The sequence below is a fragment of the Leptospira kanakyensis genome (assembly GCF_004769235.1).
Classification (GTDB): Bacteria; Spirochaetota; Leptospiria; order Leptospirales; family Leptospiraceae; genus Leptospira_A; species Leptospira_A kanakyensis.
The window spans coordinates 122190-138668 of record NZ_RQFG01000016.1 but is presented as its reverse complement, the minus strand read 5'-3'; the positions used below and the strand labels follow the sequence as shown (position 1 = coordinate 138668).

14 protein-coding genes and 1 pseudogene are annotated in these 16479 nt (G+C 37.4%); 12 read left to right on the top strand and 3 right to left on the bottom strand.

The features are described 5' to 3' along the window. Positions 1-4: 4 nt before the first annotated feature. From EHQ16_RS11795 to EHQ16_RS11775, 5 genes are all read left to right on the top strand, one after another. On the top strand, positions 5-805 hold the full coding sequence (locus tag EHQ16_RS11795) for a DUF1365 domain-containing protein (RefSeq protein ID WP_135632066.1): 801 nt from the start codon (positions 5-7) through the stop codon (positions 803-805). Beyond that, positions 762-2075, top strand: a complete 1314-nt coding sequence (locus tag EHQ16_RS11790) for an SAM-dependent methyltransferase (protein ID WP_135631978.1) — start codon at positions 762-764, stop codon at positions 2073-2075. Before EHQ16_RS11795 ends, EHQ16_RS11790 begins: the two co-directional genes overlap by 44 nt. Positions 2076-2172: 97 nt before the next feature. Beyond that, positions 2173-2628 carry an SRPBCC family protein gene (locus EHQ16_RS11785; RefSeq protein WP_135631979.1) on the top strand — a complete coding sequence of 152 codons (456 nt, stop codon included), beginning with the start codon at positions 2173-2175 and terminating at the stop codon, positions 2626-2628. A gap of 58 nt (positions 2629-2686) precedes the next feature. Then, entirely contained in the window at positions 2687-3049 is a 363-nt protein-coding gene (locus tag EHQ16_RS11780) for a PLU-1-like domain protein (protein WP_135631980.1), read from the top strand. 84 nt (positions 3050-3133) lie between these two features. Beyond that, positions 3134-4195, top strand: coding sequence for a DUF1574 domain-containing protein (locus EHQ16_RS11775; RefSeq protein ID WP_135631981.1), 1062 nt, complete (start codon positions 3134-3136; stop codon positions 4193-4195). Here EHQ16_RS11775 and EHQ16_RS11770 read toward each other — a convergent pair. Then, positions 4149-5669 (bottom strand): peptidase MA family protein, encoded by a 1521-nt coding sequence (locus EHQ16_RS11770; protein WP_244242058.1) that lies wholly within the window; start codon positions 5667-5669, stop codon positions 4149-4151. The genes EHQ16_RS11775 and EHQ16_RS11770 overlap by 47 nt on opposite strands. On the opposite strand from EHQ16_RS11770, the gene EHQ16_RS11765 reads away from it, so the two are divergent. Genes EHQ16_RS11765 through EHQ16_RS11740 form a run of 6 tightly spaced genes read left to right on the top strand, consistent with a single transcriptional unit; the run spans position 5664 to position 12348 of the window. Next, positions 5664-6311: a hypothetical protein gene (locus EHQ16_RS11765; protein ID WP_135631982.1), complete on the top strand. Its 648-nt coding sequence runs from the start codon at positions 5664-5666 to the stop codon at positions 6309-6311. The genes EHQ16_RS11770 and EHQ16_RS11765 overlap by 6 nt on opposite strands. Before the next feature lie 34 nt (positions 6312-6345). Continuing rightward, the gene (locus EHQ16_RS11760; protein WP_135631983.1) at positions 6346-7821 is read left to right on the top strand and encodes a nucleotidyltransferase family protein; all 1476 of its coding nucleotides are present in this window, start codon (positions 6346-6348) and stop codon (positions 7819-7821) included. Next, positions 7811-8851, top strand: coding sequence for an NAD-dependent epimerase/dehydratase family protein (locus EHQ16_RS11755; protein ID WP_135631984.1), 1041 nt, complete (start codon positions 7811-7813; stop codon positions 8849-8851). The genes EHQ16_RS11760 and EHQ16_RS11755 overlap by 11 nt, the downstream gene beginning before the upstream one ends. Position 8852: 1 nt before the next feature. Then, complete coding sequence (locus tag EHQ16_RS11750) at positions 8853-9575, top strand: glycosyltransferase (protein ID WP_135631985.1); 723 nt, start codon at positions 8853-8855, stop codon at positions 9573-9575. Continuing rightward, positions 9548-11110: a hypothetical protein gene (locus EHQ16_RS11745; RefSeq protein ID WP_244242057.1), complete on the top strand. Its 1563-nt coding sequence runs from the start codon at positions 9548-9550 to the stop codon at positions 11108-11110. The genes EHQ16_RS11750 and EHQ16_RS11745 overlap by 28 nt, the downstream gene beginning before the upstream one ends. Positions 11111-11124: 14 nt before the next feature. Next, positions 11125-12348, top strand: coding sequence for an AZOBR_p60025 family cell surface glycopolymer formation protein (locus EHQ16_RS11740; protein WP_135631986.1), 1224 nt, complete (start codon positions 11125-11127; stop codon positions 12346-12348). Here EHQ16_RS11740 and EHQ16_RS11735 read toward each other — a convergent pair. Continuing rightward, positions 12345-13820 (bottom strand): PDZ domain-containing protein, encoded by a 1476-nt coding sequence (locus tag EHQ16_RS11735; RefSeq protein WP_167482659.1) that lies wholly within the window; start codon positions 13818-13820, stop codon positions 12345-12347. The genes EHQ16_RS11740 and EHQ16_RS11735 overlap by 4 nt on opposite strands. 4 nt (positions 13821-13824) lie before the next feature. After that, positions 13825-15377: pseudogene (locus tag EHQ16_RS11730) on the bottom strand (S1C family serine protease). 31 nt (positions 15378-15408) lie between these two features. Between EHQ16_RS11730 and EHQ16_RS11725 the strand changes: the two are divergent. After that, the gene (locus EHQ16_RS11725) at positions 15409-16446 is read left to right on the top strand and encodes an ATP-binding protein (protein ID WP_135631988.1); all 1038 of its coding nucleotides are present in this window, start codon (positions 15409-15411) and stop codon (positions 16444-16446) included. Positions 16447-16479: the final 33 nt, after the last annotated feature.

The window sequence follows — 16479 nt, the reverse complement described above, 5'->3', positions numbered from 1 at the left end:
TTGTATGTACGAGGCGGACGTGTTCCATACACGGACGGCTCCGAAACCAAACAAATTCCAATACCGGATTTTTAATTTTTATTTGGATCTCTCAGAAATAGACCAGTTGTCCCACGAAAGTTTTTGGTTTTCTCGGAATCGTTTCAATTTGTTTTCCTTTTATGATAAGGACCATATCCAATTTGAAAAAGGAACAGTTTATGAAAACGTTAAGTCTTTTCTAGAAGCCTCCGGGGTTAAAAATATTGGAAAGATATTTCTTCTCACAAACCTTCGTGTGCTAGGTTATGTGTTTAATCCGGTAAGTTTTTATTTTTGTTATGATAAGGAAGGGAATCCACTTGTATCGATCGCAGAAGTCGGGAATACTTTCGGTGAAATCAAACCCTATGTAGGTTATTTTAAAAAAGCCAAAGGAACCATTGCGGATCCAGAAGTTTATATCAGAGAACCAAAAAACTTTTATGTCTCACCTTTTATCAGTTTGGATTCTGAATTTGAGTTCCGATTGAACTTACCCAACAATCAATTGCAGATTGGTGTCGACTCTTACGAAAATGGAAAAAGAATTTTAACCACTTCCTTTCTTGGAAAAAAAATTCCATTCCAATCAAAATACTTATTAAAACTTTTTACCCAATTCCCATTCATCACCGTCAAAATAATAACGTTGATTCATTGGCAAGCCTTCAAGCTATGGATCAAAAAAATTCCATACATTTCGAAACACCAAAACTTAGAGAAACAAACAGGAGTTCCCCTTGGAAAAATCACAGAACCAGTCCCTCTTACAAGACACGATTGATTCAAAACTTTTTACCGAATTAAAGAACAAGTCTACTTTAGAACAATTTCCGATTTACAGGAAAATATTTTTGAAAGCCATGAGTTCCATGAAAAGAGGATCCCTTAGAATGATCCTTCCCGATGGAGATCAAATTACCTTAGGTGATCCAAATGCAACTGTAGATCCAAAGTTTCATTCGGCACTGATTCATGTAAAAGACCCTGTTTTCTTCAAGAAATCAGTGTTATATGGTGATATTGGTTTTTCCGAATCCTATTTAACGGGAGATTGGGAAACTGATTCCATAGAAAACGTAATTTCTTGGTTTATATTGAATGTGGATGAGAGTCCAAGTCTATCTGGTGCTAAGAAAAAACTTTTCCATCTGGATTTATTCAATTTAGGCAATAAATTCCTGCATTTTTTGAGGAAAAACACACTCACAGGAAGTAAAAAAAATATCATAGAACATTATGATTTAGGAAACAAATTTTATAAATTGTTTCTTGATCCGTCTATGACTTATAGTTCTGCCTATTTTGAATCTTTGGAAGATAGTTTAGAAGAAGCCCAAACAAGAAAAGTGGACAAACTTTGCCAAAAGTTAAAATTAAATTCAGGTGATCATCTTTTAGAGATTGGAAGTGGTTGGGGATTTTTATCCATTCATGCGGCAAAAAACTATGGATGCCGTGTGACGACTGTTACCCTTTCTGAAGAACAATATGTTTATGCTAAAGAAAGGATCGCAAAGGAAGGTCTTTCTGACAAAATCGAAATTCGTATCCAGGATTATCGAAAGATCGAAGGACAATTTACCAAAATTGTTTCCGTCGAAATGTTAGAAGCGGTAGGGGATGCATTTTATGAAACCTTCTTTCAGAAATGCCAAGACCTTTTGACAAAAGACGGGATTATGGCCTTACAAGTCATTACTTGTCCTGACTCTAGGTTTACTTCGTTCAAAAATGGAATTGATTTCATTCAGAAACATATTTTCCCCGGTTCCCTTTTGCCATCCATTGGTCGTATGAACCAAGCTATCAATCGTACAGGAGATATGTATTTATTTCATTTGGAAGATATGGGTATGAGTTATGCGAAGACACTTAGACTTTGGTTAAAAGCATTTGAAGAAAATTTGACAGAGGTAAGAAACCAAGGTTATAGTGAAACCTTCATTAGAAAATGGAGATACTATTTGGCTTATTGTGCAGCTGCCTTCCAGATGCGAAACATCAGTGTGATTCAGTCTGTATATGTTAGGCCAAACAATCTGGTTCTCTAAATTCGTACTAAACCTGACTACTGGTGGGGAATCCCTCCGGTAGTTCCCTCCAAAAAACATCTTGCCAAGGCAAACCCTAGTTTTTACTACTCTGTCTATGAGAGAAACCCAGTCTGTATTTACCTTTGATGAACCAATAGAACGATTGTGGTCGGGTGTTACCGTCTACGAAGTGTTAGTACATTGGTTGGCAGATGAGGTAAGGGGTAGGCCAAAGGTTGGCGGTGACTTTTCATGGACTTGGAAATTGGGATTAGAAGGTGATTTCACCACTCATGGAATCTATAAAAAGATCGAACCATTAAAAGAATTGGTAATGGAATGGAAAGACCATCCTGCAGATCCCGCAGGTGCTATTTATTTACAATTATTATTTGAATCCAAAGGTCCAAACTCTTCTCAATTAACAATTGTTAACGGAGGATTCCCTGATGGGGAAGGTTCAGATGTTTGGCTAGAAGGTGCCAAAGAGGCCTGGGATGGGCAAGCTTTACACTTAAAAGACTTTCTAAAACAAAATCCGGATATCACTAAATTTTTTAAAAAATCTTGATCTCTAAGGCCTTTCTAAAATCCTGGTAAAAGTAAGGGTTGTTAAGGAGGGCTGGAAGATGGAATATCCCGAATTGGAAACTTATTTCCAGAAATTAACTGATATAACTGACCGTATCGCAATGATGAACAATCATTTTGATGCGACACCTGAGATCGACATACCACAGTTATCTGAATTTTACACTGACATACAGTCAAAGGACTGGGAAAATACAGATAGAGAGTATTACGAGCTCTTTACTAGTTATTTTACCTTCCATGTGAAAACAGTGGAAGAAATCATCCAAGAAGCACGTGAGATTCTGAACCCAGAAAACAGAGAATACGTAAAAAAATTAGTAAGCCATGTCAGAAACGCTGATGACTGGTTTGTCAATTTAAAAAAGAAACGTAAACTCGCTCGCATCCAAGTCGCTTAATATTTTTACTCCCTCGAAAGAAACCTCGGGGGAGGCTCTTCAATTCGCTTTACAATTAAATCCGTTTCCTTTCTCCTTTCAGATATGTCCAAGGCGCGGTTCCTATTTTACCCTGTTATCCTTTTATTGTTTTTGTTTGTTGTTGATGCGATATTTCGAATTCCTTATATCCAGACAATTACGAAAATTGATTTAACGGCAGTTAATTATAAGGCCAAATCTGCTTTTTTAGAAAAACTAATCTCAGAAAAACCGGGAGTGAACACACCAAAAACCAAAAAAATCATGTTGATTTTGGGATCTTCACGCCTCCTTTATTTTGATCACGATGAACTAGTTTCTTTTTATCCGGATTGGGATATTTATAATCTTTCTTCCGCAGTGACAACACCTGCCTATTATGATTTCCAACTGACAAAGGTTTTGGATGCGGGGATCAAACCCGATTTGGTTGTTATGGAAACTGACCCAAATCAGTTTAACCAAAACTCAGTATTTAAAAGTTCAAATCTAACTTATAGTTTTGATTTATCCTATGTTTTGTCAAATCTCAGTTTGTTTGGAAAAGACCATGTTTCGTTTTATTTAGGGCGCAAACTTTTTGCAGTAGGGACTTATAAACCTTACCTAGACCAAATGTGGAGAAATTATAAAAATCCATATTTAGAAAATGCCTTTGAAATGCATCAGGCAACTTATGACTATATTCTTTCGCACAACGGGAATGGTCTTTCACCTATTGATAATTATATGGAGAAAGATTCTAATTCCCTACAAATGACAAGCCATAGAACTTTGGATTGGTTGTTTGCCTCTTATGTTCGTAGCCCTATGCAATTTGGGTTTTATGAAAAAATTTTGGATCGTTTACAGACTGAAAAAATCAAAACCATCATCATTTGGCCACTTTCCTCTCCTGATTTTGAGGCACTCATGGAAAAAGAAGTTTTAGTGAAAACTTGGGAAAAAGAAATTGATGCACTCACTGCTAGTAAAAACTTTTCGATTTTGAAACTTAAAAACGAACCATCTTATACGTGTAATGCGTTCGCTGACGGTGGTCACGTTGCCAAAGATTGTTATCGTAGTTTGATGCGTGCTATTCTATTGGAATACTTTCGAAAGTACGAACGCCATCGTCTATAAACTCTATCCCACAGATGGGGATTGGCCCAGTAGAAGATTCAATCACAGATTTTAAAGAACGAGGTTGTTTGGGAATAGTGGGGGTAGTCCCTTCTTTGTTCGTTTGCACATACTTGACATTGGCATTCAAACCAGAAGGGGAATCTGCCCAAAAGAAAATTCCTTTGGTGGTTGCGGTTGTCACCCTTCCATAATTTTTTCTAGAAGAACCTGCTGAAATGGAAGGAGTCCCCGTGGACGGAGTATAAAAATTGGTAGATCCTTGTTTGATTGTACTTCGTGCCGTTGTTGGTGTGACGGGATTGGTAACAATTCGTGAAAGAGTCGTAGATAATGGATACCTTGTGAGTGCTGTTGCTAAGTTGATGGTCGTGGGAGAAGCTCCATCACTCGTGACCTGTTCGACAGAAGTTAGATTGGCAATTTGAAAACTTTGGGCGCTGAGTAAAGCAAAAGTGCGAAAGAAAACATCGGAGTTCTGGTTTCCCAATAGAGAGGCATCAAAATTGGGAGCATAGGTAGTATTTCTAAATAAATTGATTAAATTCCCGGTACTATTGGCCCTTGTACCCGATTCTCCAATCACAGTTTCTTTGAAAAAATTTTGTCTTTGAGTATCGTTTGTTCCTGAAATATCATAAAGATAACGCATATAAACATAAGCAAAAGAATATTGTTTGAGTACATCATTACTTGTATTATCCCAGTCAAGTAAGGAAACTCCATTGATCCCATCGGAACAACGAGAATCATTCACTCCTGAATAACAATCCATACGACTGTTTTGTGGTCCGTACCCTGCGATATCACTTGCTACTTCGCTTGTTCCTTCGTTGATCCAAAGTTCGTCGGATTGGTTTGCGGCTCGCATTCTGGGATATCTTAATAAATGTTGGAATTCATGTGCGGCTGTGGATGCAAAAGCATTGGTGTCAAAATTAAGAGCTGCGATGAGTTCTTTTCCATCTAAATACAAAACTTCAGCATAGTTGGAACGAAGTCTTGATAAAAAATTATCGGGAAAGTAGTTGATGGGATCAAAGTATCCTGCCACATAAGCACTGTTTGCTGTTGCTCCGTCTCGAATGTCCATTACCAGGATTTTTACTTTTCCATTCCCATCTATATCGCTTGGGACTCCGAAAGTGGAAATTAATTTTGGGAATGTAATGGAATCAAAATCACGACCGAACTTTGCCAGATCATAATTTAGAGATAAAGATCTTTCTTTATAAACTTCAACATTGGTTCCAGATACAACCAAATCTACTGTAACACAAACACTGGAATTCGTCGTTAAATCTCTCGCCCAAATCCCAGCACCATTCGTACAATTGTTTGCTAGTAGGGCATAGGCTCCCAGTAACATAACCAAATCGTTATTTTTTTCTTTTTCTAAATTTAGGAGATTGCAATCAGCAGTGAATGATGTTATGAAAAGAAGAGGAAAAAGGATTAATTTTTTTAAATGCATAAATTCCTGGCAGTGGGCCTTTTTTCCCTGACATTTATTTGGACGGATCCAAACTTCGCCAAGTCAACGGATGGCCTCTATTTTTCCGACCAGTTGGCTACGGAGAACGGCTATCTAATATTAGGAATAGAGATCTTCACAGAAAAGGGAAAGTCTTTTTACAACGCCCAAGAGCTACGGTATCAAAATTCAAGGGGTTGGGAAGAGGCCATTTTTGTGGGAAAGGTCACAAAGGAAGGGGAAGAGCTCGTCCTTGTTCCCGAGGCTTGCCAAATCCGAGCGACAGACAGTTGGGGTAAAAAAATGGCCCTCCTTCGCCGTTTTGATTGTGAGCATTTGTCTTTCCGCTTCACCCAAAATTCCAAGAATGGCTTTCAGATTTCGGAATCCCTACTGGGAACCATCAAACTGGTTTCTCTACCCAATGTTCTCGAACATAGTGCCGGAACCCCTGTGGCCGTCCATTTTGACGCCCTGCAGATGACTAAGGAAGGGATTTGGGGCTTCCATTTGAATGGACTCGGGGGAAAAGATCCTGAGAAGTCCTGGAATCCTTCTAAGCACGTTTGGGAGCCCTTCCAAGGCTACAAAACCGGTGCAGGTTTCCAATTCTACCGGTGGAAACGATCCTTTTCTAATTGACCCAGGGGTTCGTTTCAGGGACTTTCCTTTTACATTGAAAAAGATCAGAATTGGGGTCATTGCGGCTGCCGGAAAAGGAACCCGAGCATATCCCCGAACCAGCTTCATTCCAAAACCTCTCTTCGTCATCGAAGGAAAGTCCATCCTCCACCGCAATGTGGAACTGATGGTCAAAACCTTTGGAATTGAGAAGGTTTATGTTCTGGTAGGTCACCTCAAAGAACAGATCATTGCAGAGATTGACCATATCCGTTTGGCAATTCCCAAAGTAGTCATCGAACCTGTGGATTGGACAAAAAAAGGCCTGGCATCCGATGTCGCCAGTTTAGAAAAAACCATTCGCGAACCATTTCTCACTATCCTTGGAGATGAGTTTTATTACCGCACCGACCACGATGAGTTTCTAAAAGTTTTAAAAAAACATCCAAATATGGCCGCGTCCATTGGGATTGTAAAAACATCCTTACTTTCAAGGATTCGAAAGAATTATTCCGTAGTATTAGAAAATGATAAAATTGTAAACTTGGTTGAAAAACCGGAAAACCCTCCCAATGAACTTTTGGGACTAGGGAGTTATTATTTTACCCCCGAGTATTTTGAGTTTTTTAAAAAAACACCTGCTTCTCCTAAGTCTGGTGTCATCGAAATCACGGACGTGATTGATAAGATGGCAAAAGAATCCAAATCGGGAGTTTATGCAACCACTCTTAGTTGTGATTACTTCAATATCAATTCCATGCAAGACTACTATCATGCAGTGTATGAAGTAAGAAATGATTTGTTCCATAAATTCAAAACAAGTCTTGTCATTCCAACTAACAATAATGAAAGGTCCATCACTGATGTGATTGTTGACTTCAAAGATAAATTCAATGAAATCATAGTCATCGATAACGAATCCACTGACGAAACTTTAGCTCTTAGTAAAAAAGAAAAAGTCAAAACCTATACTTTCCCAGGTGATGGTGATCCCACAAAACTTGGGGAACAAGTGAGAAGGGGAATCGAATACACAACAGGTGATATCATTGTTGTCGTTTCCCCGGACGGATCTTTTCGTTCGAAAGATTTCCCTAAACTTCTCGAGTATATGAAAGATTCGGATATGGTGATTGGTACTCGCACCACAAGACAGATGATCGAACAAGGATCAAACCTCAAACCACTCTATCGTTTGGTAAACTTACTGATGGGAAAATTGGTTGAGGTGTTTTGGTGGGGCCAAGAACCACGATTTACCGATGTGGATTGTCAATTTTTTTCTGTTTGGCGAGAGTCTTACGAACGAGTCAAACCACAATTACATACTCAAGATAGAAAGTTCATCGTAGAACTTATGATTGATATTGTTCGGTCTCATATGCGTTGTATTGAAATTCCAGTATCTTACTTCAAACCAGTAGGGCAGGTGGAATACAGATTACGTGATATGATCACTGATTCCATCCATATAATGAAATTAATTTTATCTAAAAAGTTTTACCTAGGAGAAGATCGCGATGGCGAATAAAGTATTGGTAACAGGCGGATGCGGATTTTTAGGATCCCATGTTTGTGAATTATTTCGTAAAGAAGGTTGGGATGTTGTTAGTTTTGACAACATGACAAAATATGAATTAAAACGAACTGGTTATGGAAGTGATGCCACTCGTGATTATAACTGGAATTATTTAAAATCAATTGGTGTCACTATGGTGAAAGGTGACATTCGAAATTTAGAACATCTAATGGATCGTTCTGCTGATTGTGATTATATCATCCACACCGCTGCACAGCCTGCGATGACTATTTCTTGGGAAGATCCAGAACTTGATTTTTCAACCAACGTAATTGGAACTTTTAACGTTATGGAAGCGGCAAGAAAACACAAAATTCCTGTTGTGAATACATCTTCCATCCATGTATATGGAAACTCAATTAACGATACTTTGACGGAAGGAAAAACTTCTTACGAAAGAAATCCAGTTGAAATTTCTGTGGAACAACCAACAATGGTGGGTCAAATTTCCCCACTCCATGCGTCAAAAATGAGTGCGGAACATTATGTAAGATCTTATACAGATATGTATGGCATAAAAGCTGCTAGTTTCCGTTTTACAGGAATCTACGGCGAACGTCAGTTTGGTGGCGAGGATCATGGTTGGGTGGCAAACTTTGCCATTCGTTCCGTATTTGGATTACCACTCCGAATTTTTGGAACAGGAAAACAAACAAGAGACATCTTACATGCAGAAGACGGTGCAAAGTCTTATTTAGAATTTTTTAAAAACCCAATTCCTGGTGTGTATAATATTGGTGGGGCAAGCCCACATAAAATTTCTCTTTTAGAATGTATCCATCTCATTGGAGAAATTCTTGGTAAAAAACAAGAAATTCTTTTTGAAGTCGAAAGACCAGGTGACATGCGTTATTTTATTTGCGACATCAAAGAAGCAAAAAAATTCGGATTCAATCCTAAAATTCTACCAAAAGAAGGTGTGACAAGACTTCTTAAGTGGATTGAAGCAAACAAAGACGTATTCAATATCTCTGGAAAGTAGAATGTCTGGAAAAACCTTAGTCATCATCCCTGCATACAATGAAGCCGAAACCATTGAAGAAGTGGTTCGGGGTGCCATTGTGTTTGCTGACGTTTCTGTTACGGATGATGCAAGTAAAGATGCGACACCAACCATCTTGGCCAAATTACAAAAAGAATTTGGGAAGAGACTACATGTCATCCGCCACGAAAAAAATACTCATATCCCTGGTGGGATTCAAGATGGAATGAAGTATGCGGTGGAAAAAGGTTATGACTGGGTGATCACAATGGATGCCGGTTTGTCGCATGACGCTGGTTATCTGAAAGAGTTCCAGTCTTTCCCAAATTGTGACTTAGTGATTGGATCTAGAACTTCAACTGTGAATGTTCCGTTGTATCGAAAGTTGATTTCTTGGACTGCTGCTAAAGTTATGAACTATTGTTTATCCAAAGGTGTTTTTAACCTTTTTGGGGCTAATCTTCGTGATTGCACAAGTGGTTACAGAAGGTATTCCAAACCAATGGTTCAAAAAATAGCAGATTACCCTTTGGAATCAGTTGCTTTTGATTTTCATATGGAAGCTTTGTCTATTGTCGCAAAGAATGATGGTTCTATCAAAGAATTGCCAATTCGTTATATCTTTTCTAATAGTAGTTTTAATAAAAAAGTTTTGAAACTTGCCATTAGTTTTGCAAAAAAACTTTTGTTACGAAAATGGAAACTGAGTCCAGAATACCCTTAAAAAAATCCCGTTTCGGACTGAAATGGAAAGTTTTTATCATCACTTGTGCTTTGTTTGGTGGTATAATTTTATTAGATCGCATTATTTTTTCTAAACTTTATTTTTTCTTTCCGAACGAAACAGAGTGGGACTCTTCTCCTTGGTATAACTTCATTTTCAAAACCAAGGAATTACAGTCATCTGAAGACAAACATAGAACTATCATCACCGGAAGTTCGGTGGCTCTATACTCAGTATTACCTGACAGGCTCAATCAAAAAGAAAATCCAGTCACCAAGTATCATTTTTTCTCCCATGTGGCAATGGCGCCAACGGATTTAGATTATTATAAAAAAGATCTTTTGGATTCCCATCCACAGTTAGTGGTGTATCTACTTAATTTTGCTGATCTTCAATGGGAATACCAAGATCTAGAAAACGATAAACTTAAATTTAATGAAAAAATTTGGGTCACACAATTCGGTGAACGTTACCCTGCTAAAACCATTTATCCAGTAGCTTATTTATTGGATCATTGGAAAGAATTACCTAGGAAAACACTTTCCAAACTTGCCGCCAAATCCTTGTTTTATGTGAGTCGGTTTCGGGTGTTCTTTTGGGATCCAATAGAGGTTTATATTGATAACCACTTCAGAAGTGGAAGAAAATACCATCTTTACCAAGGTGAAAAACCACTTGAAGGGATTTGGTCGAAGGGGTGGACAAAAGAATCAGCAACTTTAGTTTGTTCCGAAAAAAAACCAAAAGAATCTTTGTTTTTCCAAAAATCAAATACTAAGCTCCTATTTCGTTTTTTCAAAGATTCTAATTCATTGGATAAACCAATTTTTGAAATAGAAAAAACTTTTGTCCGTTCTGGATGGAACGATTTGGAATGGACTTCTCTCATCCAATCTTCTTTAGTTTGGTCTATTGTCCAAATCAAAGTTTTATCCGAATTATCTTCTGCAAAAGAAGTCAACCTCATCCGTTATGGACGAGATGAATCGGTCGGTGTTCGGTTGTCCCATTTTTTCTGTAGAACTTCTAGCTTAGAAAATAAATCTTATTCGCGCGGTAGTTATTGGGATGACACCCGTTTGGTGACAAAAACTGTTTCTGATTTTAAAGAAGACTATTCTGAGAGAATGATTCGGGATGCAGGAACGAGGCTTGAGCTTATGCGTTTGCATTTAGTTCGTGAAGCTAAAAGGAATGTCAACACCGCTCCCTTTGAACCTTGGTGGGAATTTAATCGAATCCTTAGTATCTCTGATTATTTTTATCAAAATAAAATTCCTTTTGTTTTAATTCTAAGTCCTGAAAACCCAATTGAATTTGAAATTTATAAAAATTCGAATTGGAGAAAGGATTGGATAACCAACTTAAAATCTCATTTAGAACCAAGAGGACAAACACTCATTGATCATACCGAAGCAGTGAGTGATTTTCGTTATTTTTTTGACCCACACCATCTAACGTACGAAGGTGCAGATTTTTATAACTTTATTTTTTCCAAGTCTCTAGAACCACAAATTTCAAAATTTAATCCGTAATGGGAGTGAACACAATGTTCCAAAAACGTATTTTCCCCATCTTTGTATATTTGAATTCAAAACAGTGGGCCACAGTAATGTTATTCGTTTTTATCTGGGGGGTTTCCACTTTAGGTTATTGGAAGAAGTATGAATGGAACCCAAGTTCGATGGTAAACTTTGGATATGAATTTGCGTTACAAAACCAGGCGGAAACACCAAAAAAAGCAGTTTTATTCAAAGGAGAAAAAGGTGATTTGGGTTCTGGTTATGATGGACAAATATTTTATTATTTTTCAAGACCACTTTCTGAATTTAATTTGAATTGGCCAAAGGGATTTGATGAATCCTATCGGGCACCACGTATCGGCTATCCCTTGTTAATCGCAATTTTTGGTTTTTTTGGAAAACCTACCGCGATATTTGGAATGTATTTTTGGAACATTGTCCTTACTTTAGTTTCCTATTTTTACTTACGTAAACTATTAAACGAAGATACTAAACCTTATGCCATCTTGTATTTAATTAGTCCCTTCGCTTTGGGCAGTTATTATGTTCTTGTGAGTGACACGGTAATGGTGTCTATTCTTGTCATTGCATACTATTATTATGTAAAGGAAAACTATATTCCTTTTATTTTACTTTCTAGTTTGGCAATCCTCACCAAAGAACCGGCTTTGTTTTTGTTATTTCCTTTGGGGCTAACCTCTGTTTTTAGAAAAGATTGGAAAAGGATTCTCGTTGTGGGATCTGTCCTGATCATCCCAGTTTGTTGGCACCTGTATCTGGCATATCGGTTCCCGAACTGGAGGCCTGGTCGTTTAACAGATTTTATATTACCATTCGAAGGATTAATTTCTTATATGGAATCCATTTGGGCTTCTCTTGCGACTGGAAACCATTGGAAGGATTTAGCACGATTATTTTCAAGATTTCCTTTGGTAGTTTTATTCTTTTTAGGTTTGTTTTTGCCTTTTACGGGTCAGTTAAAAAAAGGTTGGGAGTTCCGGATTTCTTTTTTGTTAATTATGTTTATGGTAGGGACAGCCGGGTATTACCATTTTTGGTCTGTTTATGAAAACGTATCCCGAATGTTTACTTTATCAATTCCCGTTTTGTTGTTACTTGTTAACGAAGACAAAACGGTTCACAAAAAAGAATACATTTTATTAACTCTTTTCATTTTAGTTCTATTTCTCGTGAAGGTAGTGCTTATCTCAAAACAATTAGGTTATCAAATAGGAATTGTTGGATTCTAAAAATTAGAATCCTTCTGGATTTGAAAACTTTGTTTTGCTTCCGCATTTAGGGTTTGAATTTCCTCTTTTTTAAAGATGAGTTCAAACCCATCGCTCATCACAAAATGAATGTAAGGTGTTTCTGCGTTTTTTACCAATTCCTGTAATTGATTTAACGATTGGATTTGGGTTCCATTGACCGTTTTTAGAATCATTTGATGGGCTGTATGGTAGGCCTTGTTTCCTGAAAGTGGTAAAACTTGTGATAAAAATACAACTTTTCCTTCGTTAACATCCCTTTTGATCCGATAAAAATCGTTTAGATAAAGAAGTTCCTTGTTTACTCGATTTCTCCACTGGTTCCCATGTTCTGTTAGATACATTTCAGAAAGTTCCTGAAAAACTATACCAGCTAACATTAAGTATCTGGGCGTTTGAAATCTAGAGTTCCCATAAGGAATGCGAATGGAAGACTCTGGTAACGGTTTTAAATCCATTTCCAGAGAAACGGGTTTTTTGTTCCGAAAAACTTTTACTTTGATTTTTTTCACCGAGGGAGAATCCGTATCACTCGTATTATGAAACAAATACGATAAATTGAGTTTCCCGAACTTGGGGTGGTCAAAATATCCCTTGGGATCAATTTTAGAATTCGAAACTTCGAGTAATACATCTTCCAATTGTAGAATTCCGTCAGCCGAAGATCCGGGATAAATTTCTGCCACTAACACTCCTAAATCATCTTTTTTCAATCCATAGTAGTTCCTTGTGGCACTGTCTGTTAATGGTTTGAATCTAAATCCTTTAAAAGGAAAAGATTTTCCTTCGATAAAGTGTTTAATAGAAAACGAAGGAATGACTTTCCCGGTACCAGTTTCTTTGAATTGATACAAAATTCCTTGGGGAATCCTTGCGGTGGAGTCTACGATGAGTTCGCCGATACCATCTATTTTTTCTTCGGATTGGATTTCGATATAGGGAAGCTCCACATAACCACTAGAATACGAATCCATATCTAAACGGATCATTCTGATTTTTTTTTCTTCTAAGTTCTTTTGGTCCTTACTTTCCATCACAAGACCTGTTCCTGGTAAAAACAATTCGTTTGGAAAAATAACAGGTTTTAAATCTTTCGAAGCATTCGGGTCGTTTAACTTTAAAATTGCGAGGCCTAAATCAGGATCCATACGTTCCAATTCCGCTGTATAAAGTTTTAATGCCTCAGGTTTTTTGACCTCAATGTTTGTGTAAAAATAGACTGCTTGTGCGGGAACGAGGATACGATTGTCCCCAATATAAATCCCCGTGGAATGACGAACCTCGGGATTTTTAAACCTCCATGGTTGGAGAAAATTTGGATATTGAACCGTGGCTTTGATTTGAAGGATGGAAGGATCTGTCATTCCTACAGGAACTGACTTTCCGAATAGAGAACCGGTCAAAAATATAAAGAAAATCCAGGTAAATCGATTTTTTAGAGTCGAAACGAACATAATTTTAATTTCCTGTTAGGTGGTATGTGTTTTTGATTTCAAGGTCGGCCCGTTCGGACTCTTCTTTATCCAAAATCATTGGAAGTTGAATTCCATAAAATTGGATTCTTATGGTTTTTTCTTTCGAAGAACCAAGTAGTTCTTTCATATGAGCCAGATTTTTTACCTTGTTACCGTTCAAAGATTCCACGACCATATTCAGATAAAAATCGGCATTGGAATTATTAGGGTGAGGGAGTTTGCGATACAAAACAACATCTTCGGTAGCTCCATCAGAAAGTGTTGTGGCATCATAAAACCGATACACAAGAAGGCTTCCTCCTTGTGTTTGTCCATTTTTACTCCAAGTTTCTAGAAGGTCTCTGTTGACAGTTTGAAACACAAGGCCACCAAACCAAACAAAACATAATCGTAATTGATTCCATATCGCGATCTTTGGTTTTCCATCTGTGGCATCTTTTTAGCTGGGAATTTTACATTTATTTTTTTCTTATTTCGAATGAGATCGAACTGAATCTCATCACCAGCAAACTTATTATCTACTAGTTCTAAAAAATCAATGGAACTAACTTCTAGTAGATTTCCATTACGACCAATTTTTCTTCCATCTATGGCTGTTAAATAATCACCCGGTTTTAGAAATCCATCGGCAGAACCTGCTTTTAAAACTTTTGTGACAAAAACCCCTTCAATAGACGGAGGAATTTCATAAAACTTTCTATGGGATTCAGAATAGGAGGGTTGGGTTTGGATTCCCAATTCAACATATCCGTGGTAAGTTCCGTCTTCGATATCCTTTAGAAAATGTTGGATCACACCTGTGGGGATGATGTAACCAATATTTTCACCTTTGGTCGAGGCTTGGAAGGCAACACCTACCACCTTCCCATTTTGGAGTGCAGGCCCACCAGAGTTTCCTGGATTGATGGCAGCATCCACTTGCACCACCAAATGGCTATCGATTTGGGAATGTGCATACGTTGATTGTTCAATCCGTGAAACAATTCCTCGGCTAACGGATATTTTGCTACCACCAATGGGATATCCGATGATATCAACTGGGCTTGCCAGTTCCGGCAAATTTCCTAGTTCTAAAAAATTACTGTCTTCATAAAATTCGGGATCAGGAACTTCTAGAAGCGCCAAATCACAATCATGTGCAATGAACAAAACTTTTAATTCATACCATTCCGTCTGGTTGTTCCTTTGAGCCTCCATAAATTTTGCGTTGGAGACAACATGGGCATTGGTGAGGATGCGGTTTTTAGAAATCAAAAAACCTGAACCAGTCGAGGCAGAAATTCCTGAGGAGATCCAGGGTGAGAAGGGGTCTTTGGCTTGTGAAAATACTCGGATTTGGACTACAGATTTCTTGATTTCGTCGATGGATTGTCTGTTTTCTTGCGTGTAAACTGGGCTTAAGAATAAACTCGTAAAAAACAAAATAGTACTCGCAAAGAGGAAAGGGGAGGAGAGAATTTTTTTTTGTTTTTGCATGAGTTTGTTTGAATCCATCATATTCGGAGTTACCGCCTTTTTTTCACTGATTGCCGGTATTGTTTCATTTAGAAAGAATCCTCGGACAAGAATGAAAACAAGTTTTTCAATCCTCGCGGCTTTTTTCTGTATCGGAGATTTGACGATACTTTCTGATACTTTGTTCTTGGAAAATCAAATCTTAAACCAAGCGCATTCCATCTCTACCTATTTAGTTTTTTTATCCTTTGTTTTGTTATACTTTGGTTTACAGTTCCCAACCTTCTTTCGTAATTTCCCGAGACTTGTTGTGATTTGTTCCTTTGTTTTGGGAATGGGGATTATGTTGTTGTTTGTGGACCTGGGGTTACTCAATGAAGTTTTCCCTCAGGCAAGTCTCATTCTGTTAAAATATTATTATAACACCTATTTTGTGTTAGCTGTCATTACTTTTTCCTACCTTGTCATTGCCAAACTCAGGTATAATTTTCCTGCCATCCAAAGATTTATGGAATTTATTTATTTGGCCACCTTCTTTACTTGTGTATTGTTTATTGTTCTTTGTTTTGTTCCAAATATCATCCCTCTCACAACAAAATATTTTTTACACTTTTTCCTATTTGTGAATCTACTTTTTCTTTCATGTTTTGTAGTTTTTTTATTCCATTATTCTTTTACAGAAGATTACCTAACACATCCATTTTCTTTTATCTTTGAAAGATCAAACAAAATCTTTGAAGACCAAATCCTTGCAACGAGAACCAATTCCAGACTTATCAAAGAAAACCTTTGGAGATTGTATGAAAAAAGGAATTGGAAAAATATTATGGATAGTTTTTGGTTTCAGATCCTTGTAGATGAAACTTTAGACAATGCCTTGGAACATGGAGGGAAAAGAGAGGATGATATCATCACAGTTCATGTATTTGAATCACGTAAGTACATTGATGTGTATGTGATTGATAGTGGGAAAGGTTTTAATCCAAGACTCATCCCGAGCCCTATTGATTCTGATAGAAAGTTAGTCACAAGTGGACGTGGAATTCACATTCTAAAGAAACTATTTGTCGTCCGGTGGAATTTCCTGGGAAATGAGGTGAGCATTCGTGTGGATAAAACAAAGAATTCTGATTGGAAATCTATAACCTAAACAGAACTCTTTGTTTTTTAAGAAAAAGTAAAT

What these genes read in the sequence shown, in the direction of transcription:
- EHQ16_RS11735 (WP_167482659.1), bottom strand. Translation starts at nt 13,820, where the DNA reads ATGTTCGTTTCGACTCTAAAAAATCGATTTACCTGGATTTTCTTTATA.
- EHQ16_RS11740 (WP_135631986.1), top strand. Translation starts at nt 11,125, where the DNA reads ATGTTCCAAAAACGTATTTTCCCCATCTTTGTATATTTGAATTCAAAA.
- EHQ16_RS11780 (WP_135631980.1), top strand. Translation starts at nt 2,687, where the DNA reads ATGGAATATCCCGAATTGGAAACTTATTTCCAGAAATTAACTGATATA.
- EHQ16_RS11725 (WP_135631988.1), top strand. Translation starts at nt 15,409, where the DNA reads ATGAAAACAAGTTTTTCAATCCTCGCGGCTTTTTTCTGTATCGGAGAT.
- EHQ16_RS11745 (WP_244242057.1), top strand. Translation starts at nt 9,548, where the DNA reads ATGGAAACTGAGTCCAGAATACCCTTAAAAAAATCCCGTTTCGGACTG.
- EHQ16_RS11765 (WP_135631982.1), top strand. Translation starts at nt 5,664, where the DNA reads ATGCATAAATTCCTGGCAGTGGGCCTTTTTTCCCTGACATTTATTTGG.
- EHQ16_RS11755 (WP_135631984.1), top strand. Translation starts at nt 7,811, where the DNA reads ATGGCGAATAAAGTATTGGTAACAGGCGGATGCGGATTTTTAGGATCC.
- EHQ16_RS11770 (WP_244242058.1), bottom strand. Translation starts at nt 5,669, where the DNA reads ATGCATTTAAAAAAATTAATCCTTTTTCCTCTTCTTTTCATAACATCA.
- EHQ16_RS11795 (WP_135632066.1), top strand. Translation starts at nt 5, where the DNA reads ATGTACGAGGCGGACGTGTTCCATACACGGACGGCTCCGAAACCAAAC.
- EHQ16_RS11775 (WP_135631981.1), top strand. Translation starts at nt 3,134, where the DNA reads ATGTCCAAGGCGCGGTTCCTATTTTACCCTGTTATCCTTTTATTGTTT.
- EHQ16_RS11785 (WP_135631979.1), top strand. Translation starts at nt 2,173, where the DNA reads ATGAGAGAAACCCAGTCTGTATTTACCTTTGATGAACCAATAGAACGA.
- EHQ16_RS11750 (WP_135631985.1), top strand. Translation starts at nt 8,853, where the DNA reads ATGTCTGGAAAAACCTTAGTCATCATCCCTGCATACAATGAAGCCGAA.